At 66.6% G+C, this 23929-nt stretch carries 19 protein-coding genes; 14 read left to right on the forward strand and 5 right to left on the reverse strand.

Annotated elements, in window-relative coordinates; all coding sequences use genetic code 11:
- Positions 1–6: 6 nt before the first annotated feature.
- The 3 genes from secD to ACFO0G_RS08970 all read left to right on the forward strand — a co-directional run bounded on the left by secD (position 7) and on the right by ACFO0G_RS08970 (position 5356).
- Positions 7–1761 (forward strand): protein translocase subunit SecD, encoded by a 1755-nt coding sequence (gene secD, locus ACFO0G_RS08960; RefSeq protein WP_286397279.1) that lies wholly within the window; start codon positions 7–9, stop codon positions 1759–1761.
- Positions 1761–2777, forward strand: coding sequence for a protein translocase subunit SecF (gene secF, locus ACFO0G_RS08965; protein WP_376977110.1), 1017 nt, complete (start codon positions 1761–1763; stop codon positions 2775–2777). The genes secD and secF overlap by 1 nt, the downstream gene beginning before the upstream one ends.
- A 188-nt stretch (positions 2778–2965) precedes the next feature.
- Positions 2966–5356, forward strand: a complete 2391-nt coding sequence (locus tag ACFO0G_RS08970) for a RelA/SpoT family protein (RefSeq protein ID WP_376977112.1) — start codon at positions 2966–2968, stop codon at positions 5354–5356.
- On the opposite strand, the gene ACFO0G_RS08975 is transcribed toward ACFO0G_RS08970, so the two are convergent.
- The 3 genes from ACFO0G_RS08975 to ACFO0G_RS08985 form a co-directional block, all read right to left on the reverse strand.
- Entirely contained in the window at positions 5237–6010 is a 774-nt protein-coding gene (locus ACFO0G_RS08975; RefSeq protein WP_286397273.1) for a hypothetical protein, read from the reverse strand. The genes ACFO0G_RS08970 and ACFO0G_RS08975 overlap by 120 nt on opposite strands.
- Positions 6011–6108: 98 nt before the next feature.
- A complete protein-coding gene (locus tag ACFO0G_RS08980; RefSeq protein ID WP_376977115.1) occupies positions 6109–7620 on the reverse strand; it encodes a DUF349 domain-containing protein in 1512 nt (503 codons plus the stop codon).
- A gap of 66 nt (positions 7621–7686) precedes the next feature.
- Positions 7687–8505: a peptidylprolyl isomerase gene (locus ACFO0G_RS08985; RefSeq protein ID WP_286397269.1), complete on the reverse strand. Its 819-nt coding sequence runs from the start codon at positions 8503–8505 to the stop codon at positions 7687–7689.
- A gap of 231 nt (positions 8506–8736) precedes the next feature.
- Here ACFO0G_RS08985 and hisS point away from each other — a divergent pair, with 231 nt between their 5' ends.
- Positions 8737–10107 carry a histidine--tRNA ligase gene (gene hisS, locus ACFO0G_RS08990; RefSeq protein ID WP_286397267.1) on the forward strand — a complete coding sequence of 457 codons (1371 nt, stop codon included), beginning with the start codon at positions 8737–8739 and terminating at the stop codon, positions 10105–10107.
- A gap of 28 nt (positions 10108–10135) precedes the next feature.
- Here hisS and ACFO0G_RS08995 read toward each other — a convergent pair whose 3' ends face one another.
- Positions 10136–11389, reverse strand: coding sequence for an APC family permease (locus ACFO0G_RS08995; RefSeq protein ID WP_286397266.1), 1254 nt, complete (start codon positions 11387–11389; stop codon positions 10136–10138).
- Between the two features lie 97 nt (positions 11390–11486).
- Between ACFO0G_RS08995 and aspS the strand changes: the two genes are divergently transcribed.
- Both aspS and ACFO0G_RS09005 read left to right on the forward strand, forming a co-directional pair.
- Positions 11487–13283, forward strand: coding sequence for an aspartate--tRNA ligase (gene aspS, locus ACFO0G_RS09000; RefSeq protein WP_376977118.1), 1797 nt, complete (start codon positions 11487–11489; stop codon positions 13281–13283).
- 83 nt (positions 13284–13366) lie between these two features.
- On the forward strand, positions 13367–14179 hold the full coding sequence (locus ACFO0G_RS09005; RefSeq protein WP_465251110.1) for a GNAT family N-acetyltransferase: 813 nt from the start codon (positions 13367–13369) through the stop codon (positions 14177–14179).
- Between the two features lie 20 nt (positions 14180–14199).
- Here the strand turns inward: ACFO0G_RS09005 and ACFO0G_RS09010 are convergent, their stop codons facing one another.
- Positions 14200–14868 carry an acVLRF1 family peptidyl-tRNA hydrolase gene (locus ACFO0G_RS09010; RefSeq protein ID WP_286397262.1) on the reverse strand — a complete coding sequence of 223 codons (669 nt, stop codon included), beginning with the start codon at positions 14866–14868 and terminating at the stop codon, positions 14200–14202.
- 53 nt (positions 14869–14921) lie between these two features.
- On the opposite strand from ACFO0G_RS09010, the gene ACFO0G_RS09015 reads away from it, so the two are divergent.
- From ACFO0G_RS09015 to ACFO0G_RS09050, 8 genes are all read left to right on the forward strand, one after another.
- The gene (locus ACFO0G_RS09015) at positions 14922–16406 is read left to right on the forward strand and encodes a replication-associated recombination protein A (RefSeq protein ID WP_376977120.1); all 1485 of its coding nucleotides are present in this window, start codon (positions 14922–14924) and stop codon (positions 16404–16406) included.
- Between the two features lie 169 nt (positions 16407–16575).
- A complete protein-coding gene (gene rpsD, locus ACFO0G_RS09020; protein ID WP_009357431.1) occupies positions 16576–17202 on the forward strand; it encodes a 30S ribosomal protein S4 in 627 nt (208 codons plus the stop codon).
- Positions 17203–17347: 145 nt separating this feature from the next.
- On the forward strand, positions 17348–17722 hold the full coding sequence (locus ACFO0G_RS09025) for a DUF948 domain-containing protein (RefSeq protein WP_142133738.1): 375 nt from the start codon (positions 17348–17350) through the stop codon (positions 17720–17722).
- Between the two features lie 16 nt (positions 17723–17738).
- Complete coding sequence (locus ACFO0G_RS09030; RefSeq protein ID WP_286397255.1) at positions 17739–17969, forward strand: DUF6167 family protein; 231 nt, start codon at positions 17739–17741, stop codon at positions 17967–17969.
- Positions 17970–18094: 125 nt separating this feature from the next.
- Positions 18095–20773 (forward strand): alanine--tRNA ligase, encoded by a 2679-nt coding sequence (gene alaS, locus ACFO0G_RS09035; protein WP_376977123.1) that lies wholly within the window; start codon positions 18095–18097, stop codon positions 20771–20773.
- 7 nt (positions 20774–20780) lie between these two features.
- Entirely contained in the window at positions 20781–21380 is a 600-nt protein-coding gene (ruvX, locus tag ACFO0G_RS09040) for a Holliday junction resolvase RuvX (RefSeq protein ID WP_376977125.1), read from the forward strand.
- The gene (gene mltG, locus ACFO0G_RS09045) at positions 21377–23056 is read left to right on the forward strand and encodes an endolytic transglycosylase MltG (RefSeq protein ID WP_286397248.1); all 1680 of its coding nucleotides are present in this window, start codon (positions 21377–21379) and stop codon (positions 23054–23056) included. The genes ruvX and mltG overlap by 4 nt, the downstream gene beginning before the upstream one ends.
- Complete coding sequence (locus ACFO0G_RS09050; protein ID WP_286404413.1) at positions 23053–23913, forward strand: shikimate dehydrogenase; 861 nt, start codon at positions 23053–23055, stop codon at positions 23911–23913. Before mltG ends, ACFO0G_RS09050 begins: the two co-directional genes overlap by 4 nt.
- The last annotated feature ends 16 nt before the right edge of the window (positions 23914–23929 follow it).

A 23929-nucleotide genomic window follows, 5' to 3' on the forward strand; every position in this document is an offset into this window, starting at 1 on the left:
TCGACAATGGCACGAACTGGCCGCAAGAAGCCGGGGCTCCGCGTCCTGGTCTGGCTTGGCGTACTCCTGGCGGCTCTGACCGCCGTCCTGGCCGGCGGCACCATCGCCGGACAGGCCAGCTGGGCGCCCAAACTTGCCCTTGACCTCGAGGGCGGCACCCAGATGATCCTCGCCCCCAAGGTGGAGGGCGGATCGGACATCAACGAGCAGCAGCTCAACCAGGCCGTGGCGATCATCCGCCAACGCGTTGACGGCTCTGGCGTCTCCGAAGCCGAAATCAGCACCCAGTCCGGGCGCAACGTGGTGGTCAGCCTTCCCGGCACGCCCTCCGCCGAAACAAGGAACCTGATCCAGGCCTCCGCGGACATGAACTTCCGCCCCGTCCTGCTGAACGGCGACGGCGCAGCAGTGCCCCCGGAGAAGCAGACTCCCGATGACCAACTGCCCAAGCCGACGGCCGCCCCGGCCAACAGCAGCGACACCAACTGGATCACGCCGGAGATCTACAAGCAGTTCGAGGCACTGGACTGCAACAGCGCCGCCGAGAAGTCGCAGCGGTCAGATCCCACCAAGCCGCTGGTTACCTGCGAACCTGCCACCGACAAGTCCCCGGCCATCAAGTACATCCTGGGTCCCGTGGAGGTTAAGGGCAGCAACATCGTCACGTCCAGCTTCCAGCTGCAGCAGGGCGCCCAGGGTGCGGTCACCAATGACTGGGCCGTCAACATCCAGTTCGACGCCGACGGTACCGCGAAGTTCAAAGAGGTCACCGAGCGCCTGAACCAGTTCTACACGGCCGCCGGCGGGCAGTCGGGCAGCGACCCCAAGGCGCAGTTCGCCATCGTCCTGGACGACCAGGTCATCTCCGCGCCGCGTGCGCTGGCCGTCATCACCGACGGACGTCCGCAGATCACCGGCGGCTTCACCGAGCAGACCGCCAAGGCGCTCTCCGATCAGCTGAAGTTCGGTGCCCTTCCCATCAGCTTCGACATCCAGAGCGAACAGCAGATTTCCGCAACGCTTGGCGGGGAGCAGCTGCGCATGGGCCTGCTGGCCGGCCTGATCGGGCTCCTGCTCGTGGTGGTCTACTCGCTGTTCCAGTACCGGGCCCTCGGCTTCGTCACCATTGCTTCCCTGGTGGTCGCCGGTGCCCTGACCTACCTCGCCATTGCCATCCTCGGCTGGACGGAAAACTACCGCCTGTCCCTGGCAGGCGTAGCGGGCATTATCGTGGCCATCGGCCAGACAGCCGACTCGTTCATCGTCTACTTCGAACGCATCCGCGATGAACTGCGTGAAGGGCGCGGCCTGGTGTCCGCCGTCGAGAACGGCTGGAAGCGGGCCAAGCGCACCGTCCTGGCCTCCAAGGCCGTCAACCTGCTGGCCGCGCTCGTCCTCTACTTCGTCGCCGTCGGCAACGTGCGTGGGTTCGCCTTCACCCTGGGCCTGACTGCCATCGCCGACCTCATTGTGGTGTTCATGTTCACCCACCCCACGCTGCAGCTTTTGGCCCGCACCCGCTTCTTCGGTGAAGGCCACAAGTTCTCCGGCCTGGATCCCGAACGTTTGGGCGCGGTGCCGTTGTACCGCGGTGCCGGGCGGATCCGGACCCCGGAGGACCGGCCAGTGGTGGTCCGCAGCAAGAACACCGGTGCGGCGGCCGAGGCCGAGCGCCGCATGACCATCGCCGAACGGCGCCTGGCAGAAAAGCAGGAACAGCTGGCTGGCTCGTCCAAGACCTCCGCGAAGGAGAACAAGTAATGTCAGGCTTCGCTACTTTCGGCAACGAGCTTTACTCGGGCAAGCGTTCCTACGACTTCGTCGGCGCCAAGAAGATCTGGTTCATCATCGCCGCGGTGGGCGTGGCGCTGTCCATCATCATTCCGGTGGCCAAGGGCGGCTTCAACCTCGGTATCGAATTCCGTGGCGGCTCTGAATTCACGGTCTCCAACGTCAAAACCACGGATGCCACCATCGGCGAGAAAGCCGTCACCGACGTTGTGTCCGGCAGTGTTCCGCGCGTGGCGAACGTGGCCGGCAACACCATGCGCATCCAGACGGACAAACTGACCGACGACGAGACCCTCAAGATCAAGCAGGGCCTCACCAGCGCCTACGGCGTTACAGACAATGAGGTGACCTCCACATTTGTCGGACCCACGTGGGGCGCTGACGTGACAAAGCAGGCGTTGATCGGCCTGGTGGTGTTCGTGCTGCTGGCGGCCCTCCTCATGGCCCTGTACTTCCGCACTTGGAAGATGTCGCTGTCGGCGCTTGCCGGCATGGCGGTGACGATGTTCATCACGGCCGGGGTTTATGCCCTGAGTGATTTCGAAGTGACCCCGTCGGCGATCATCGGATTCCTGACCGTCCTCAGCTACTCGCTGTACGACACGGTGGTGGTCTTCGACAAGATCCGCGAGAACACCTCCGGCATCGACGCGTCCACGCGCCGGACCTTCGCCGAGGAGGTCAATTTGGCCGTCAACCAGACGCTGGTGCGGTCCATCAACACCATGATGGTGGCTATCCTCCCCGTGGGATCCATCCTGTTCATCGGTGCCGGACTCCTGGGCGCGGGAACCCTGCGCGACCTGTCCCTGGCACTGTTCGTCGGGATCCTGATCGGCACGGCGGCGACCATCTTCGTGGCCGCACCGATGTACGCCTGGCTCCGCCAGGGCGAACCGGACCTGGTCAAGCAGGCACGGCGCGTCGAGCAGCGCCGTGCCGGGGCAGCGGAGCGGTCAGCTCCGGCAGCACCGGCGAAAGCCTGACCGGCAACCGCGAAGCCTGACGGGCAACCGCGAGGCCTGACGGGCAACCGCAGGCAGTTGTAAAGCCATCAAGGGCCGGGTGACGCAGACCATGCGTCGCCCGGCCCTTGACTATTCTGTCCCGGTTATAAAAGTCGCCGCCCGGAGGAATAGACTGGGGTAATTAAAACGTGGTGAGGGGTGCTTCATTGGAAGAACGTTCGGCGTCGGCGCCAACGGCACAGGAAGAAAAGAATCCTGCCGGTGTACAAGCCGGTGCGGCAACGCCGGCGCGCCCTGGTTCCCTGGTTCCTGTTGACAACTCAGGATCCCGCGCCACGTTCCCCGGCCGCCGTGAGCGCACCCGCTCCCGCCTCGCCCGCCTGACCGGCCGCGGCACCGCCACTTACTCTCCCATCCTTGAGCCGCTGCTCCGTACAGTCCGGGCCAACAATCCCAAAGAGGACTTCGACCTTATCCAGCGCGCCTTTGACGTGGCCGAACGCAGCCACCGCGGGCAGAAGCGCAAGAGCGGGGATCCGTACATCACGCACCCGGTGGCCGTGGCCACCATCCTTGCTGAACTGGGCCTCAGCGGCACCACGCTGGCTGCGGCGCTGCTGCACGACACCGTGGAAGACACGCCGTACACACTTGCTGATCTGAAACGGGACTTCGGGCCCGAAGTGGCCATGCTGGTGGACGGCGTGACCAAGCTGGATAAGGTCAGCTTCGGCGAGGCTGCCCAGTCGGAGACCGTCCGCAAAATGGTCGTGGCCATGGCCAAGGACATCCGCGTCCTGATGATCAAACTGGCGGACCGGCTGCATAACGCCCGCACCTGGCGTTTCGTTTCGGCCGAGTCCTCGGCACGCAAGGCCCGGGAAACCCTGGAGATCTTCGCGCCCCTGGCCCACCGCCTGGGCATGAACACCATCAAGTGGGAACTCGAGGACCTGTCCTTCGCGGCCCTCTATCCCAAGGTGTATGAGGAGATCGTCCGGATGGTGGGGGACCGGACCCCGGAGCGGGAAAAGAGCCTGGGCGTCATCCGCGACCAGATCACAGAGGACCTGCGCGGCGCCAAGATCAAGGCCACCATTACTGGCCGGCCCAAGCACTACTACTCCATCTACCAAAAGATGATTGTCCGCGACAAGGACTTCGACGACATCAACGACCTCATGGGCGTCCGTGTCCTGGTGGACTCCGTCCGGGACTGCTACGCCGCCCTGGGCATCATGCACTCGCGCTGGAACCCGCTGCCCGGCAGGTTCAAGGACTACATCGCGATGCCGAAGTTCAACATGTACCAGTCCCTGCACACCACCGTCATCGGCCCGGGTGGAAAGCCGGTGGAAATCCAGATCCGCACGCACGAAATGCACCGCCGGGCCGAATACGGTGTGGCCGCGCACTGGAAGTACAAGGACCAGCCCAACCGCACCGCCGTCGGTCCGGGGAGCCCCCGCGATGGTGACATGGGGTGGCTACGGTCCCTGGTGGACTGGCAGCAGGAGACGTCGGATCCCGGGGAGTTCCTGGACTCGCTGCGGTTCGAAATCAACGCCCGCGAAGTTTTCGTCTTCACCCCCAAGGGCGAAGTCATGGCCCTTCCGGCGGGTTCGACGCCGGTGGACTTCGCCTACGCCGTGCACACGGAAGTAGGCCACCGCACCATCGGCGCCAGGGTCAACGGCAAGCTGGTCCCACTCAACAGCGAGTTGAACCATGGCGACTGGGTGGAGATCTTCACCTCCAAGGCGGAAGGCGCCGGGCCCAGCCAGGACTGGCAGCACTTCGTCAAGAGCGCCCGCGCCAGGAACAAGATCCGGCAGTGGTTCAGCAAGGAACGCCGCGAAGAGGCGATCGACCGCGGCAAGGAGCTGCTGACCCGCGCCATGCGGAAGCAGAACCTTCCGCTGCAGCGGCTGATGACGCACGAGGCCCTGGCTGCCGTGGCGGAGGAGTTCAAGTACGCCGACATCTCAGGTCTCTACGCCGGGGTGGGCGACGGCCACACATCCGCGCAGTCGGTCATGGAGAAGCTCATTGAAAGCCTCGGAGGCAATGAGAGTGCCGATGATGACGTCGAAGAGGTCAGCATCCCCACCCAGGTCACCAAGGCCCGCTTCTCCGACTCCGGCGTAGTGGTCCGTGGCGTAGGCGACGTTTGGGTCAAGCTGGCCCGCTGCTGCACACCCGTTCCGCCGGACCCGATCCTTGGCTTCGTGACCCGGGGCTCCGGTGTCTCCGTACACCGGACGGACTGCACGAACATTTCGGACCTGAAGGACCAGCCAGACCGGATCGTGGACGTGGACTGGGCGCCGACGCAGTCCAGCGTCTTCCTGGTCGAGATCCAGGTGGAGGCCCTGGACCGCAAATCCCTGCTCTCCGACGTGACCCGGGTTCTCTCGGACAACCACGTCAACATCCTTGCTGCCAGCGTCCATACCTCCACGGACCGGGTGGCGATCTCAAAGTTCGCTTTCGAGATGGGCGACCCGAAGTACCTCAGCCACGTGCTGAGCGCCGTCCGGCGGATCGACGGGGTCTTCGACGTCTACCGCACCACGGGGAACAAACGCCGGAGCTAGCAAAGCCAGCTTTTCCAGGGCAGCCCGCTTGTGTGGAACCCGGGGTGTTGCCTCGATGGCGCGGACCAGGAGTCGCAGTTTGACGTCCTGCTGAGGCCGTGCCAGCAGCCCGGCGAGGGCCGGCACGGCGCGCTCCGGCTCCACGTGGAGGGCGATATCAAGGGCGGTCCGCAAGGGGCTGGACACCATCAGCCCGCCCAGGCTGATCACATCGAACGGCCCCAGCTTCACTTCGTGCAACGTACACCCGCGTGTGCCCCGCAGGCTGGATACCCTCCTCTTGGCGTCCACCAGCAGGGCCAGGCGGTCAGGCTCCGCTGCGCAGCCGTAGATCCACGCGGCCGTCATCCGCCCGGCAACAACGCGCTGCCGGATTGCCGCCGGTACAGCGCCTGCCGCTGCCCGTGCGCGCAGCTGTGGGGACGCAGGAATGCCGGGGAGCGTGTAGCCGTGCTGATGGAAGCGGGCCAGCAGGCCGTCTGCTGCGAGGGACTGCAGTTCCGGACCGGCGAAGGGGCCTCCGGGAGCGTACAGTTCCGGAAAGCGCTGCGCTGCACCGGCTTCCGCCGCGTTTTCCTGGCATCCCGTACGGGAAGCATGGGTGCGGGCTTCCCTGCCCGTGCCGGCTGCGGATGGAGTTGGAGGAGAGGCCATAGCCCCATCCTGCCCGGACGCCCTTAGACGGCACAGGCCCCGCCCGGGTTATGTGGATAACCGGTACGGGGCCTGGGCCCGTCAGCTCAACGGGTTGTTCAGGAAAGCTCGCTGGCGGAACGCTGGATCTGGTCGAGCCAGGCCTGGCGGGCTTCGAGGGCTTCCTGGGCAGCCTTGATCTTGCGCTGGTCGCCGCTCTTCTCCGCCTGTGCGAGGTCTTCCTGGAGCCCGGCGATGGCGGACTCCAGCTGCGACAGTGCACTGTTGGTGCGGGCCTTGCGCTCCGGGTTGGACCGCTGCCACTGCTCTTCCTCGGCGTGGCGCACTGCGTCCTCCACCTTCCGCAGTCCGGCCTCAATCCGGCCCATGTCCGCCCGCGGCACCTTGCCGGCTTCTTCCCAGCGGTCACGGATGGACTGCAGGGCCTTCTTGGCTGCAGAGAGGTCCTTCACGGGGAGGATCGTGTTGGCTTCGGCCAACAGTGCTTCCTTCACGGTGAGGTTTGCCGCGTACTCCTGGTCGATCTCGTCGTTGGCAGCCTGGCGCGACGTGAAGAAGACGTCCTGCGCGGCGCGGAAGCGTGCCCACAGCGCGTCGTCGTCCTTGCGGCTGGCCCGGGGCGATGCCTTCCACTGGTCCATCAGCCGGCGGTATTCGCCGGCGGCGAAGCCCCAGTCCGTGGACGAGGACAGGGCTTCGGCTTCGGCGATCAGCTTTTCCTTGGCTGCCTTAGCTGCCGAGTTGTTGCTGTCCAACTGGGAGAAGTATGCCCTGCGGTGGCGGTCGAAAACCGTCCGGGCAGCACGGAAGCGCTTCCAAAGGGCGTCTTCGTTGCTGCGGCCTAGACGCACGCCGCTCTTCTGGGCTGCCTTCCAGTTCTCGAAAAGCTCGTTCATCCGGGCGCTGGAAGTCTTCCACTGGGTCTGAGCGGGATCCTGGCCGGAAATCTGCTCCGCCTCGGCAACAATGGCTTCACGCGCTGCCAGCTCGGAGGCCCGCACGGCGTCGTGCTCGGCCTTTTCTGCCTTTTCCAGCTCCGTGATCTGGCCGGACAGCTTATCCAGTCGCGCCTCGGCAGACCGGAGATCACCCACCATGTTCCGCTCGGCAAGCTGCTCACGCAGGTGCGTCACGGTCTTCTGCATGTCGGTGCTGGGGGCCTTGGAGCTGACCCGCTGTTCCAGCAGCACGATCTGGGCCACGACGTCGTCATACTTCCGCGCGAAGTAAAGCAGTGCTTCGTCGTCGCTGACGCCGGGGTACTGGCCCACCGGGTGCTCGCCGTCGTCAATCTTCAGGTAGACGTGGCCGTCTCCCTCCACCCGGCCCCATTTGGACGCCTCGGCGACGGAGGTGCTGGGGGCGGCGGGAGCCGGAGCGGCTGCGGGCGCGGCGGCTGCAGGCTTGGGCCTGGAGGCGAAAGCGGCTGGGGACGGGGCAGACGGCCGGGGGCCGGGAGCTGGCGCAGGTGCCGGGGGCGCTGCGGGAGCCTCGGGCGCGGCAGTTGACTGCTCGGCATTCGCATCAGGACCGGTACCCTCGCCGGTGGCGGGAGCCGCCGTTTCGGTCAGGTCTGTTGCTGTTTCGTCGGATTTCTGACTGTCTGTCACCGCTAAAAGTCTTTCGCTTGGAGGGAAATACTCACGTACTCACCGTGGCCAGTCCGGCCCGGCTTCCTACTTCAGAGAAAACGAGTCTATCGTGACTGGTTGTTTTGGTGCGCCGTCCGTGTCGCTGGCTCCTGGCGTGATTCCTGCGGCTGCAATGGCGGACACGACGTCGAGGCCGGAGGTCACCTTTCCTACGACGGTGTAGCCGCCGGCGGCGTCAGCGGGGATGACAGTGTCCTTGTAGACAATGAAGAACTGCGTCCCGTTGCCGTACGCGTTGTTGCCCGTACGGGCCACTGCGATGGTGCCGGCAGGGTAGGTGTTGTCCGCCGGGGTGTTCTCCAGCGGGCCCCACGTGTAGTTCGGGTCGCCCTGCCCGTCTCCCTTGGGGGAGCCGCACTGCAGGACGCCGAACTTATCTGCAGTGGTCAGCCGGTGGCACGTCTTGCCGTTGAAGTAGCCTTCGTCGCTGAGGGACTTGAAGACGGCGGCCGCCTGCGGGGCCTTGGTCCCGTCCACTTCCACGCCCAGCGGGCTGCCGTTCAGCAGCAGTTGGCCGGAAAACGTCTTGCCGGCCGCCGTGTCTGCAGCGGGGATGTTCGGCCCGTTGGTCGCCGGCGCGGACGGCGTGGGGGAGGAGCTCGCTGAAGCGGACGGTTCCGCCAGCCCCGCCTGCGCCGCAGCGTATTCGTCCTCCGTGGGGTTGCCGGCGAAAGCGGTCAGTTGAAGGACGACGGCGAGCACCACGGCGGCGGCTCCCGCACCGGCGGCGACGAGGTTGTCGCGCTTCCGCCGCTTTTCCTGGCCGCGCCGGAGCTCACGCTTGGCTTCCATCTGCTGGATGCGCCGTTTCGCTTCGCGGGCACTGCGTGAACTGGCCGCCAAGGGTCCTCCTCATCGTCGGGCTGCTGGTGCCCGGCGGTTGGCCGCAGGGCGCAGGTGTCAGGGGCCAGGCTTCGCGGGTCCGCTGCATTAGAGATGCACACGGATGACGCATAAACTGGCTGCCGCACATAGTTTATGCATGGCTGGCTGTGCTGCCGCCGCATGCCGCCTTTGAGGGGCGCGGGGCCGGCAGTTCCGGCGCACCTTCCATTCCTAAGGAGAACCTTCCCCATGGCACGCACCGCCTCCCTGTCCGGATTCCCCGAGTGGCTTCCCGAGGAGCGGCTGGTGGAGCTGCATGTGCTCGATACCCTGCGCAGGGTTTTTGAACTCCACGGCTTCGGCTCGATCGAAACCCGTGCCGTGGAAACGGTGGGCCAACTGCTCCGCAAGGGGGAGATCGACAAGGAAGTGTACGGCTTGAGCCGGCTGCAGGAGGATGAAAGCGAAAACCCCGTCAAAGGCGGAAAGGCCGACCCCAACGCCCTTGCCCTGCACTTTGACCTGACCGTTCCGTTCGCCCGGTACGTCGTGGAGAACGCGGGCTATTTGTCCTTCCCGTTCCGCCGCTACCAGATCCAGAAGGTGTGGCGCGGCGAGCGGCCCCAGGAAGGGCGGGCCCGCGAATTCACCCAGGCTGATATCGACGTGGTGGGCGACGGCGAGCTTCCCTTCCGCTACGACGTCGAGATCGCGCTGGTCATCGCCGAGGCACTCAGCGCCCTGCCCATCCCGGACTTCCGCCTCCGGATCAACAACCGCAAGCTGGCTGAGGGCTTCTACCGCGGCATCGGACTTGAGGACACCGCAGGCGTGCTGCGCAGCATCGACAAGCTGGAAAAGATCGGCCCCGACAAGGTCGCCGAGCTGCTGAAGACAGAGCTGGGCGCCACGGACGAGCAGGCCGCCAAGGCCCTCCAGCTGGCCGCCATCCGCACCGAGGACACCTCTTTTGTGGCCCAGGTCCGTGCCCTGGGCGTCAGCAACGAACTGCTGGATGAGGGCCTGGACGAACTGGAGCAGGTCATCGATGCGGCCGTCCAGCGGGCCCCGGGCAAGGTCCTGGCGGACCTGAGCATCGCCCGGGGCCTGGACTACTACACGGGCACCGTGGTGGAAACCGTCCTGGTGGGCCACGAACAGCTGGGTTCCATCTGCTCCGGCGGCCGCTACGACGCCCTGGCATCCAAGGGCAACCGCAAGTTTCCCGGCGTCGGCCTCTCCATCGGCGTCACCCGCCTGGTGTCGCGGATCCTGAGCCAGGACCTGGCCAAGGCTTCCCGTTCGGTTCCCACCACCGTCCTGGTGGCCCTGAACCATGACGACAGCTGGGGAGCGGCCCAGGACGTCGCCGCCCTGCTGCGGAGCCGGGGGATCCCCACCGAGGTTGCGGCCAAGGCCGACAAGTTCGGCAAGCAGATCAAGTTCGCGGACCGCCGGGGCATCCCCTTCGTGTGGTTCACGGAGGAAGACGGCACCCACCAGGTCAAGGACATCCGCACCGGAGAGCAAGTACTGGCAGCCCCCGAAACCTGGATGCCGCCGCTGGAGGACCTCACCGTCCAGGTGGAGACAACCGCGCCTGCACCGGCCTCGGTGTAGCCCGGGGGCTTACGGCCGGGGTTGGTATTTACGGCCGGGGCTGATGCTGCCGGAAGCGCAGCACCAGCCAGCGCCCGGCCACCCCCGCCGCGAGGACCGCCGCCATCGTCAGTAGGGCGGCGGCCGGCAGGGTGAAGGCAAGCACCACGCACCCCAGGAACCCAACAGCGTTGAGCCAGCGCGGAGCGTACCCTGGATGCGCCGCGAGCGTGAAGGCGGAGGCATTCGCAATCGCGTAGTACATCAGCACGCCGAAGCTTGAAAAGCCCACCACGGTCATCACGTCAGTGGTGAGCAGGAGCAGGATGACGACGCCGGCCACGGCCAGTTCCGCGACGAAGGGAACGGTGTGGGCGCCGCCCACCTTTGCCAGTGGTCCGGGAAGATCCCGTTCCCTCGCCATGGCCAACGTTGTCCTGCCCACCCCGGTGATAAGTGCGAGAAGGGCGCCCAGGCATGCGGCGGCCGCTCCGGCCTGCACCAGCGGCGCGCCCGCGGCCAGTCCGGAGTCCAGCACCGCGTCCAGCAGGGGCGTCCGGGTGGTGGCAAGCCGGTCCCCGAGGTGGGCGGGCAGGAGCAGGGCAAGCACCAGGTAGATGGTGAACGCTGCTGCCAGGGCTGCGATGATGGCCCGCGGGATAGCCCGGGCAGGGTTCCTGACTTCTTCGCCCAGCGTGGCGATCCGGGCGTAGCCGGCAAAGGCGAAGAACATCAGTCCGGCTGCGGGCAGGACGCCGCCGGCGCCTGCGGACGGAGCCCCCGCCGTTTCCGCCGCAGGGTGCGGACCCAGCACTGCTGCGACGGTAACGAAGGCCAGCGTTGCCAGGACCATGCACAGCAGGATCCGGGTCAGCAGGGCGGTCCTGGTGATGCCCAGCAGGTTGACGCCGGTCAGGACAACGATGGCGGCGATGGCCACGGGAACGGCGAAAGCCGGAGCCACGTAACTGCCGAAGGTCAGCGCCATGGCCGCGCAGGAGGCCGTCTTGCCCGTCACGAAACCCCAGCCGGCCAGGAAGCCCGGCCATTCGCCCAGTTGTTGGCGGCCATAAATATAGGTTCCGCCGCTGGTGGGGTATTTTGCGGCCAGGGCGGCGGAAGCCACGGCGTTGCAGTAGGCCACCCCGCCCGCAACCACCACGGCAAAGACCAGCAGGTTCCCGGCCAGGGCAGCGGCGGGGGCGAACACCACAAAGACGCCTGCGCCCAGCATTGAACCAAGCCCAATGGCGGTGGCATCAAAGGTTCCGAGCCGGCGTTGCAGCTGCTGCGGTTCGCCCATGCGGCGGCAGTCCCTTTCCAACGGGTAAACTCGGACGGGATCGTTCCCGCAACGATCATATTGAACTTCCCACTGTTTTCCCGCAGAAAGGCGTGCTGTGCTGCGCACACATGACCTCGGATCCCTTCGTTCCGAGCACATTGGACAAACCGTAACCCTGGCCGGCTGGGTGGGCCGCCGTCGTGATCACGGTGGTGTGGCATTCGTGGACCTGCGCGACGCTTCCGGCGTGGCCCAGGTGGTGGTCCGCGAGGAGGAAGTGTTCCACGGGCTGCGCAACGAGTACGTCCTGCAGGTCAAGGGCACCGTGTCCAAGCGCCCCGAGGGCAACGAGAACCCGGCGCTGGCCACCGGTGAAATCGAGGTCATCGCCGAGGACGTCACCATCCTCAACACGTCCGACCCCCTGCCGTTCCAGATCGACGAGCACGTGGAAGTCGGCGAGGAAGCCCGCCTCAAGCACCGCTACCTGGACCTGCGCCGCCCCGGCCCCAGCCGCAACCTGCGGCTCCGCTCCGAGGCCAACCGCGTGGCGCGCGACCTGCTCCACCAGGAAGGCTTCGTGGAGATCGAGACGCCCACGCTGACGCGTTCGACGCCGGAGGGCGCGCGTGACTTCCTGGTGCCGGCACGCCTGGCCCCGGGTTCCTGGTACGCCCTGCCGCAGTCCCCGCAGCTTTTCAAGCAGCTGCTGCAGGTGGGCGGATTCGAGAAGTACTACCAGATTGCCCGCTGCTACCGCGACGAAGACTTCCGCGCGGACCGGCAGCCGGAATTCACCCAGCTGGACATCGAGGCCAGCTTCGTGGACCAGGACGACATCATCCGGATCGGCGAAAACATCGTCAAGGCAGTGTGGCAGCTCATCGGGGTGGAGATTCCCACGCCGATCCAGCGCATCACCTACGCCGACGCCATGGCACGCTACGGCTCGGACAAGCCGGACCTCCGCTTCGGCCAGGAGCTGACCGAACTCACCGAATTCTTCAAGGACACCAACTTCGGTGTGTTCAAGGCACCCTACGTGGGCGCCGTCGTCATGCCCGGTGGCGCTTCGCAGGCACGCCGCGCCCTGGACGCGTGGCAGGAATGGGCCAAGCAGCGGGGCGCCAAAGGCCTCGCCTACGTGCTCTACAAGGAAGACGGCGAACTCGCCGGTCCTGTGGCCAAGAACCTCACCGACATCGAGCGCGCCGGTTTGGCTGACGCAGTTGGCGCCAAGCCCGGCGACTGCATCTTCTTCGCTGCAGGCGAGAAGACCCCGTCGCGTGCCCTTCTGGGTGCAGCCCGCGTGGAAATCGGCCACCGCACCGGCCTGATCGACCCCACCGACTGGGCGTTCTGCTGGGTGGTGGACGCCCCTATGTTCGAGCCGGCTGCCGCCGCGGTCGCTTCCGGTGATGTCGCTGTCGGTGGAGGGCAGTGGACCGCCGTCCACCACGCGTTCACTTCGCCCAAGCCCGAATTCCTGGACACTTTCGACAAGGACCCGGAGTCGGCACTTTCCTACGCCTACGACATCGTCTGCAACGGCAATGAAATTGGTGGCGGCTCCATCCGTATCCACCAGCGCGAAGTACAGGAGCGCGTCTTCGAACTGATGGGCCTGGACAAGGAGGACGCCCAGACCAAGTTCGGCTTCCTGCTCGAGGGCTTCAAGTACGGCGCGCCTCCGCACGGCGGCATCGCCTTCGGCTGGGACCGCGTTGTCTCGCTGCTGGCCGGCGTCGAGTCCATCCGCGACGTCATCGCCTTCCCGAAGTCCGGCGGCGGCCACGACCCCCTCACCGAGGCCCCGGCCCCCATCACGCCGCAGCAGCGAAAGGAAGCAGGCGTGGACTTCAGGCCCGAGGCCAAAAAGCCGGAAGTAAAGAAGCCCGAAGACAAGCAGTAGTACAGCGCCTGAGGCCGTGACACGGCGAGAGGTTCCCCGGTCCGCCGGGGAACCTCCTGCCGTTTAAGGAAGGAACTAACCCGGTGCCCGAACAGAGGCCTGCCCATCCCGGTTTCCTGGAGCTCGAGTGCGCCATGGACGCTGCCTGGCCCGCCTTGGAACGGCACCATGCCGGTGGCTGGATTTTTCGGGCGGCGGCAGGCGTAACGCAGCGGGCCAACTCGATCTGGCCACGGAACACCGCCCACCATACGGGTGAAGACCTTCCCGCACTGCTCCGCCAGGCGCGGTCCTGGTACCGAAGCCGCCGGTTGCCGGTCATCTTCCAACTGTTCGAGGACGCGGAAGCTGCGCCACTGCATGGACTGCTCGACGCCGAGGGTTTCACCCGCCAGTCCGAGACCCTGGTCCTGACCCGCGGCGCCACCCAGGTTCCCGGTCCTGCAGCCACACGGGCCATTCCGGCTGTGGAACTTACCCCGGAGCCATCGGAGGATTGGCTCCGGGTCTGGTGGCAGGTGGACGGCCGCGGCGGCGACGAGGCAATGGCCATCGCCCGGGAGGTCCTCTTGGGCTGTCCCTCAGTGTACGCCCTGGTGAGGGACAACGACGGCCGGCCCGCCGCCGTCGGGCGCCTTGCGCTTCCCGCAGGCACCAACCTGGGCGGCCTGTACTGCATGGCCACGCTGCCGGAAACGCGCCGCCGAGGCTTCGCGTCAGCGATCCTCGGGTCGCTGCTGCAGGCCGGCAACCACCGGGGCGTGACGGGCTTCTGGCTGCTGGTGACCGCAGCGAACCACGGCGCGCAGGAGTTGTACGCCAAGGCCGGGTTCGAGGAAGCCGGCCGCTACCTCTACCGGCAGGAACGCCCCCGCCGGGCGCCCGCTGGCTGCTGAACCGTCAAAGCCCAGGCCCGCTACCCGGCCGGATCCATTACCGTGATCCGCACCGAGCAGGCGTCGGCTGCGGCCTTCTTCAACACGGCCGCCCGGGGTTCCTGCACGTCGAGGTATGCCAGGCGCGGGAGCCGGGCATAGTCCCGGAGGGCCGGTTCCCCGAGGACCAAATCAGCCAGCGTCCTGTCGCCGCCCGGGACCAGGTATTCGAAGGCCTGGCCGGCGAAGACCATCCCTGCCTGCTCCGCCACAGCAACCACCAGGGCGTCCGCCTGGTTGGAACGCCTGCGGGCAAAGCGCTGCTGGGACTGGCCGCCCGCAGCCGTGCGCGACTGGACATACCGGGTGCCCGCCTTCGACGCCAGCAACGTACCCTCGCTTGCCACCCCAATGCCGTAACCGCCCCGCCGCACCAGCAGCAGTCCCAGCCGCCGGGGCTGGGAAGCAAGGGCGGCCAGCCGCTCCAAGGGGCCGGCGCCGCGGCCCGGGCGCCCATCTGCCGGCCACGGCGCCTGCAGGAGGGCTTCGGCGCCATCGGCCGCCACAAGGCGGAGCCCGTCGTCGTCATCCTGCAGCCGGTACCCGCCGTGCGAGGCCCCGAACCGTTCAGTCCAGCCCGACAGCCGGGCGCCTGACACGAAGGCGGTCCGGACCGAGGGCGGTCCGCCGGCAGAAGCGGGGGCAGGCATGGGGAATCCTTGGGGCGGAAAAAGCAGCGGTTGACTCGAAGTAGCCTATCTATGTGGATGATCTCTTCGGCAACGGGCCGGATAATGACGACGACGACGGTCCCGTCGCCGGGGCAGGCACCGGTCCCCGGGGCAACAGCGCACGGGGCCAGGGTTCGCCCCGAAGCCCGCTTGCCGTGCGCATGCGGCCGCGCACCCTTGACGAGGTTGTAGGCCAGCAGCACCTGCTCGGCCAGGGTTCGCCGCTGCGCCAGCTGGCAGCAGGGGCAGGCGCTGACGCAGCGGGTCCGGCCGGCCCCAGCTCCCTGATTTTGTGGGGTCCGCCGGGTACCGGCAAGACCACGCTCGCCCACGTCATCGCCCGCGGTCCCGGCCGCAAGTTCGTGGAACTGTCCGCCATCACCGCGGGCGTCAAGGATGTCCGCCGGGTGATGGACGACGCCCTGACCGCCCGGGATCTGTACAAGACCACCACGGTGCTGTTCCTGGACGAGATCCACCGCTTCAACAAAGCCCAGCAGGACGCCCTCCTGCCCGGGGTTGAAAACCGCTGGGTGGTCCTGGTGGCCGCCACCACCGAAAACCCTTCCTTCTCCGTAGTCTCGCCGCTGCTGTCCCGCTCGCTGCTCCTCACGCTCAAACCCCTGACCGACGCGGACATCGGGGGCCTGCTGGTGCGGGCCGTGGAGGATCCGCGGGGGCTGGGCGGCAAGGTCCGGCTCAGCGACGAAGCGCTGGAGCACCTGGTCCGGCTTTCGGGCGGGGATGCCCGCAGGGCCCTTACGGCATTGGAAGCCGCGGCGGGCGTCGCTTTCGGTGACGCGGACGACGTCGAACGTTCCGTGGGGGAGGAAGGCGCACCTGGTGGGCCGGCCGCCGAAGCACCTGTCGCCCTGGAGCCCGTCGTTGTGGAGTTGCGGCACACCGAGCGCGCCCTGGACGCGGCTGCCGTCCGTTATGACCGCGCCGGCGACCAGCACTACGACGTGGCCAGCGCCTTCATCAAATCCATCAGGGGCTCGGACGTGGATGCGGCCCTGCATTACCTCGCCCGGATGCTCGAGGCGGGGGAGGACCCGCGGTTTGTTGCCCGCAGGATTGTCATCTCGGCGGCGGAGGACGTAGGCATGGCAGACCCCACGGCCCTGCAGACCGCCGTGGCCGCTGCGCAGGCGGTGCAGCTTATCGGCATGCCGGAGGGACGGATCATCCTGGCCGAGGCCGTGGTCCACCTGGCCACCGCACCAAAGTCGAACGCCGCCTACATGGGCATCAACAAAGCGATCGCGGACGTGCGTGCGGGCCTCGGCGTCGGCATTCCCGCGCACCTGCGCGACGCGCACTATCCGGGCTCAAAACAACTGGGCCATGGCGTGGGCTACAAGTACGCCCACGACGCCCCGCACGCCGTGGCAACCCAGCAGTACCCGCCGGACGACCTGGTGGGCCGTGACTACTACCAGCCCACGGGCAACGGTGCTGAACGGGACATCGCCCAACGGCTGGAGCGCCTGCGGAAGATTGTCCGGGGCAAGTAATGGCATGGTAAGCTGAATCTTTGTCTGGCAAGGCGCGGACGCACAATCTCCCCAATTCACGTTGGACAGGTTATGCCCTGCGCCCAGTAGCAAAAGGCAGCGGTTGGCCGATGCTCTCCATCGTGGAGGCCAGTAACACTGACACACCGCAGATATTGGAAGGACACAAGTGGCTAACAACACTCGTGCTCGCCGTCAGGCCCGCCTCTCGCGGTCCCTCGGCATTGCTCTGACCCCCAAGGCCGCCAAGTACATGGAGCGCCGCCCGTACGGCCCCGGTGAGCATGGCCGTGCCCGCAAGAAGCAGGACTCCGACTACGCCGTACGTCTGCGCGAAAAGCAGCGCCTGCGCGCCCAGTACGGCATCCGCGAAGCACAGATGACCCGTGCCTTCGAAGAAGCCCGCCGCACCAAGGGCCTCACCGGTGAGAACCTCATCGAACTGCTCGAAATGCGCCTCGACGCTCTGGTCCTGCGTGCCGGCTTCGCCCGCACCATCGCCCAGGCCCGCCAGCTGGTTGTGCACCGCCACATCATGGTTGACGGCGTCCGCGTTGACCGTCCGTCGTTCCGCGTCGGCGAGGGCCAGCTGGTCCACGTCCACAGCCGCAGCGAAACCATGGTTCCGCTCCAGGTTGCCGCAGCCGGCGCCCACCGCGACGTCCTGCCTGCCGTTCCGGCCTACCTGGACGTCAAGCTGGAGGCCCTGCAGGCACGCCTGGTCCGCCGCCCCAAGCGCTCCGAGATTCCGGTGACCTGCGAAGAGCAGCTCGTCGTCGAATTCTACGCACGCTAAATCCCAGCAGCGTATCCAAAGAAGCCCGTGGCAAGCGCCGCGGGCTTCTTTGTATGTAAGGTACTTGGGGGACATCTGCGCAACGGGCCTTCCGTGCTTGCCGCGGATGGGGCCCCACCACGGAATTTCGAGGAGATGAACGTCTATGTCTGGTGGCGATATTGCCGGCCTGATCGCTGCCGGGGTGTTCGCGCTCCTGGTCCTGTTGCTTGCGGTCCCCATCCTTAAGCTGGGGAAGGTCTTTGACGAGATGCGGACCACCATCCGGTCCCTCAGCGACGGTGCCACGCCCCTGATGGATGAGGTCACCGCCACCGTGTCCACCACCAACCAGCAGCTGAAGAAGGTGGACGGCATCTCGTCCAACGTCTCGGACGCGTCCGCAAACATCTCCGCATTGTCCTCGCTGGTCGCCGCCACCGTGGGTTCCCCGCTGATCAAGGTTGCCGCGTTCAGCTACGGCGTGCGCAGTGCCTTCGCCAACCGTCGGAAGCCCGCTGCCGGCCGCCGCAGCCGCTAGATTCGAGAAGAAGACCATGAAAAGAATTGTGTGGATGGGAATCGGCGTGGCCATCGGCGTCATCGCGTTCCGAAAGGTCAGCCAGGCGCAGTCCAGCCTCGGACCGGAGGGCCTCAACCGTGCAGTGGGCCGGCTGGCCGACGGCGTTTACGACTTTGCAGACGCAGTGCGCGCAGGGATGCGTGAACGCGAAACCGACCTGAGGACGGCCCTGGGCATCGAGTCCGCCGAACTGGTTCGCCGCTAGCCCCGAAGGGCATTGCTCCGGCAGCCAGCCAACAACCGGCAGGGACCCGATCCGGGAACCGGCCACTTGAACGAAATATCCGAGCCGCCCGCCGGCGCGGACCAAGAAGGGTAAGAAAACAGCTCATGAAGTCGCAGGAGATCACAAAGCGCTGGGTGGACTTTTTTGTCAGCAAGGGCCACACTGCGGTTCCCTCCGCATCGCTGGTATCCAGCGACCCCTCGCTGCTGTTCACGGTGGCCGGAATGGTCCCATTCATTCCCTACCTCACCGCCCGCGAAGAGCCGCCCTACTCCCGCGCCACCAGCGTGCAGAAGTGCATCCGCACCGGCGACATCGAGGAAGTGGGCAAGACCGCCCGCCACGGCACCTTCTTCCAGATGTGCGGCAATTTTTCCTTCGGCGACTACTTCAAGGAAGACGCCATCAAGTTCGCCTGGGAACTGCTCACCAAGAGCGTTGACGACGGCGGCTACGGCCTTGCGCCCGAGCGGCTCTGGGTCACCGTCTACGAAGAGGACGACGAAGCCGAAGAGCTGTGGCTGAAGAACACTGGTGTCCCCGCGGAACGCATCCAGCGGATGGGCAAGTCGGACAACTACTGGTCCACCGGCCAACCCGGGCCCGCCGGTCCCTGCTCCGAGATCTACTACGACCGCGGTCCCGCCTACGGCGTTGAGGGCGGTCCCATCGCGGATGAGACCCGCTACGTCGAAATCTGGAACCTGGTGTTCATGCAGTACCAGATCGAGAACGTCCGGTCGAAAGTCGACTTCGACATCGTGGGCGAGCTGCCCAAGAAGAACATCGACACCGGCCTGGGCATGGAACGCCTTGCCATGATCCTGCAGGGTGTCGAGAACATGTACGAGACCGACCAGGTCCGGCCGGTGATCGACAAGGCCGCGGAACTGTCCGGCAAGGAATACACCTCCGCCGAAACACCGGACGACCCCCACCACACCGACGACGTCCGCATGCGCGTAGTGGCCGACCACATCCGTTCGGCCCTGATGCTGATCTCGGACGGGGTCACCCCGTCCAACGAAGGCCGCGGCTACGTCCTGCGCCGCCTCATCCGCCGCGCTGTCCGTTCCATGCGCCTGCTCGGTGTCGAAGAGGCCTGCCTGCCCCGGCTGCTGCCGGCCTCCCGCGACGCGATGAAGGGCGTGTACCCGATCGTGGAGACCGACTTCGACCGGATCAGCCGCATCGCCTACGCCGAAGAGAAGGCGTTCCTGCGCACCATCGCCTCCGGCACGGCCCGGCTCGAGGACGCCGTCAAGGAGTCCAAGGCCGCCAACAAACCGCTGTCCGGTTCCGACGCCTTCACCCTGCACGACACCTACGGTTTCCCCATCGACCTCACCCTCGAAATGGCCGAAGAGGCAGGGCTCAAGGTGGACGAGGCCGCATTCCGCAGCCTGATGCAGGAACAGCGCCAACGCGCCCAGGCCGATGCCAAGGGCAAGAAGGGCGGCCACGCGGACGTCAGCGTCTTCCAGGAGCTCCTGGGCCAGGGCGAGACGGTCTTCACGGGCTACACGGAGCTGGAAGGCGAGTCGCGGGTCCGCGGCCTGCTCAGCGCCGGCCGCCAGGTGCAGCAGGCCCTCACCGGGGACGAGATCGAACTCGTGCTGGCTGAGACCCCGTTCTACGCCGAAGCCGGCGGCCAGGCGGCCGATACCGGCCTGATCACCGGCGACGGGTTCGTCGTCGAGGTCCTGGACGTCCAGCGCCCCGTGAAGGGCCTGAGTGTGCACAAGGCGATTGTCCGCGAAGGCGAAATCGGCGCCGACTCGCTGGTGCGCGCCGCCGTGGACCGCGAACGCCGCCACGCCGCAGAACAGGCGCACACAGGCACGCACATCGTGCATGCCGCCCTGCACCAGATCCTGGGCCCGGAAGCCACCCAGCGCGGTTCCTTCAACAAGGCCGGCTACCTGCGCTTCGACTTCGCCTGGGGCGAAGGGCTGAGCACGGCCACCCGCTCCGAAATCGAAGAGGTCTCCAACCTTGCCATCCGCAACAACTACGCGGTGGAAACCAAGATCATGGGACTGGCCGAAGCCAAGGCCATGGGCGCCATGGCACTCTTCGGTGAGAACTACGGCAGCGAAGTGCGCGTCGTGGAGATCGACGGCGCGTGGTCCCGCGAGCTGTGCGGCGGCACCCACGTTGCCAACACCTCGCTGATCGGCAGCCTGTCCCTCCTGGGCGAACAGTCCGTGGGTTCAGGCAACCGCCGCGTGGAAGCTTTTGTTGGCATGGAGGCGTTCCGCCACCTGGCCGCCGAACGCGCCCTGGTGACCGAACTGACCGACCTGCTGAAGGTTCCGTCCGGCCAGCTCGCCGACCGGATCTCCAGCACCCTGGCCAAGCTGAAGGCCACGGAGAAGGAGTTGGACCGCCTCCGCAAGGAACAGTTGGCAGCAGCCGCCGCAAACCTGGTCAACACCGCCCAGGATGCCGCCGGCGTCCGGGTGGTTGCCCACGATGCCGGCACCGTCAGCGGCGCGGATGACCTCCGCGGCCTGGCCCTGGACCTGCGCAACCGCCTCGGTTCCGAAGCTGCTGCTGTAGCCGCCGCCGGCGTTGCCAACGGCCGTCCACTGATCCTGGTGGCCACCAACGAGGCAGCCAGGGAAGCCGGCGTCAAGGCCGGCGCCCTGGTCCGGGTCGCTGCCGGTGTGCTGGGCGGCGGCGGTGGCGGCAAGGATGACGTTGCCCAGGGCGGCGGCACAGACGCCGGCAAGGTCGGCGCCGCCCTGGCCGCCGTCGTCGACGCCATCTCAAGGCGCTAACGCCACGATGACCAATCCTGTTGCTGCCGGCGGCTACCCCCAGGGCGTCAAACTGGGGGTGGACGTCGGCACCGTCCGGGTAGGGGTCGCCATCTGCGACCGTGATTCGATCCTAGCCACGCCCTACAAGACCCTCGACCGGAACGCGAAGAAGAACTCGGACGTCCGCGTCATCGCGAAACTGGCGGAGGGACTGGGGGCCGTGCAGGTTATCGTAGGCCTGCCCAGGACCATGAAGGGCGAGGAACACACCTCAGCCAGGATGGCCACAGACTATGCGTTGCTGCTGGCTGCCGAGTTTTCCAGCCGCGGCTTGGCGGTCCAGGTCAACCTGGTTGACGAGCGCCTCAGCAGTGTCACGGCCCACCGCAACCTGCATGAAGCTGGCATGAGCAGCAGGGACCACCGTAAAGTAGTTGATCAGGTCGCGGCGGCGGGTATCCTTCAGCACGCCATCGACATGCAGAAAGCCAGGGGAGCGGATGTCGGCTCACGCGTGACAGCGCCATCCCCGTCCGTGGACCTGGGGGCCGGTGGGGTGGACGAACCAGTCCGCGCCGCCCCCGCAGACACGGCCCGATTTTCAGATAATGGAAGGCAACAGTGAGCCCTGCCAACATTGATGACACCTCCGGTTCGCTGGGCACGGAGGCCCAGCGGCCGCTGACCCGCAAGGAACTGCGCGCCCGGGAGAAGACCCTCAATACCGGGGGCCAGGACGCCGTGCCCGAACAGGCCTACGAAACCGGTGACGTTCCGCCGCCACCCGCCGCACCACCGGCCGCAGCTTCTCCGGACGCCGAATCCACCTTTGCTCCGCTTCCGGGCGCCGGTGACGTTCCGGCGGCACCGCAAACACCCCCGTCCATCCAGGACGAACAAACGTTGCGCGCTTCCCATGGCGATGCCCACCTCGAACCGCCGGTGACGGCCCAGCAGCACGACGGCGGCGGGCACCACGACACCGTGGCTCACCCTCACACGGATGATTACCAGGACGCCCACCCCGAGGACGTCCCGCACCACTCGGACGACGTCCACTATGCGCACCAAGAGGCCCACATCCACGATGACACGGACGTCCACGACTACCAGGAGACCGTTCACGGCCACCCTGCGTATGAGGCCGGCGAATACGACCATGAGACCCATCCTGAACCAGGCCATCCTGACCCGGTCGCGGGGATCCTTCCCGCCGCGTCCACTGAGGTAGTGAAACGTCCCTCGAAGAAGGTCCGCCGCCGTCGCAGGCTGCTGGCCCTGCTCCTGACGCTTGTTGTCTTCGTGGCGGCGGTGGCCGTAGGCGCCCAGTTCCTCAAACCCCTCCTGGGCAGCGGCAAACCCTCGGACTTCCCCGGCCCCGGAACGGGTGAGGTCCGCGTAACGGTGGCCAGTGGCGAGGGCACCAGGTCCGTCGCATCGGAACTGGAGAACCAGCGCGTTGTGGCCAACGCTGATACGTTCATGCAGGCGTTCCATGCCTCGGGCGCAACCCTTTCCCCGGGGGACTACACCTTCAAGACCGAGATGAAGAACGCGGATGCTGTCAACGTCCTTGCCGGCAAAGACAAGTCCAAGGTTATTTACTTCGCCCTGAGCGCCGGCCTTCGCATCAATGAATCCCTCCAGGCGATCTCCGAGGGGTCCGGCGTCTCCATTCAGCAACTGCAGGCGCTCAGCAACCAGCCCGCCCAGTTCGGCCTGCCCGCCAACGCGAAGAACCTGGAAGGCTACCTGCAGCCGGGCGAGTACCGCTTCCCGCTGGGTACTCCGCCCAAGGACATCCTCCAGGCACTAGTGAAGGCCACCACGGACGAACTCGTCTCGCAGGGCATCACCGACCCCGCCAAGCAGTACCAGGCCGTCATCGTGGCGAGCATCGTCCAGGCCGAGGGTGGCCAGGCCGACTACGGCGACGTAGCCGGCGCCATCTACAACCGGCTGAAGCCGAACGACCAGACCGGCGGCTTCTTGCAGGTTGACTCCGCCGTCACGTACGGGCTGGGCACCCGGAGCTTCAACTTCACCGATGAACAGCGCAAGGACAAGTCCAACCCGTACAACACCTACGCGAACCCCGGCCTGCCCCCCGGCCCCATCGGCTCTCCCGGCAAGACCGCCATCGACGCCGCAGCCAAGCCCAAGACCAACGATTACCTGTACTGGGTGACCGTCAACTTGGACACCAAGGAAACCAAGTTCGCCAAGACCCTTGCTGAACACAACGCCTACGTGGAGCAGTACAACGCCTGGTGCCAGGCAAACGCGGGCCGCTGCACATGAGCCTGCGGGCTGCCGTCCTGGGCCACCCGATCAGCCACTCAAAATCCCCGGCACTGCACCTCGCGGCCTACGGACAGTTGGGTGCAGGCATCAGTTACACGGCAATCGACGTCACTGAGGAGCTGCTGCCGTCCTTCATGCGCCAGATCCGGCACCAGCCGGGCTGGTGCGGGCTGTCCGTGACCATGCCGCTGAAGACGGCGATGCTGGACGAGGTGGACGAGGTGCGGGGAGTCGCGCGGACGTTGGGCGTCGTGAATACCGTGACATTCGAGGACACCGCGAATGGCCTTCGGACAGTGGGTTCCAACACGGACGTGACCGGCATCGTCAACGCCCTCTGCCATGCCGGCTCTGCTGCTTCACCTTCAGCCGTCATCCTGGGCGGCGGCGGGACGGCGGCCTCGGCCGTCGCTGCACTCAAGGAACTGGGCACCGAAACGGTGCAGGTCTTTGTCCGTGATGCTTCGCGCACGGCAGATGTCCGCGCCGCTGCCGACCGCCTCGGGATGGCCCTGGAGCTCCGCCCCCTTGCCGGGGCCGCGCGCCCAACGGCGGAAGCCGACGTCGTAATCTCCACACTGCCCCCGCGCGCGGCAGACGGACTCGCCGCGGAAATCGCCGCGCTCAAGACCGCGACACCGGGTGTGCTGCTGGACGTGGCCTACGATCCCTGGCCCAGCCTCATTGCCTCGGTCTGGCAGGCCGGCGGCGGCCGTGTGGTGCCCGGCCTGGAGATGCTGCTGTACCAGGCCGTGGAGCAGGTGCGGCTCTTCACCCGCCGCGGTGAAGACGTTAACGCAGCTGTCATAGATGTGATGTGTGACGCAGTCGGCCTTGCCCGGCGGGCGTTGTGACCGCCCTACGTGGCAG

Source organism: Arthrobacter sedimenti (assembly GCF_042652025.1).
In the GTDB taxonomy this organism is placed as follows: domain Bacteria; phylum Actinomycetota; class Actinomycetes; order Actinomycetales; family Micrococcaceae; genus Arthrobacter; species Arthrobacter sedimenti.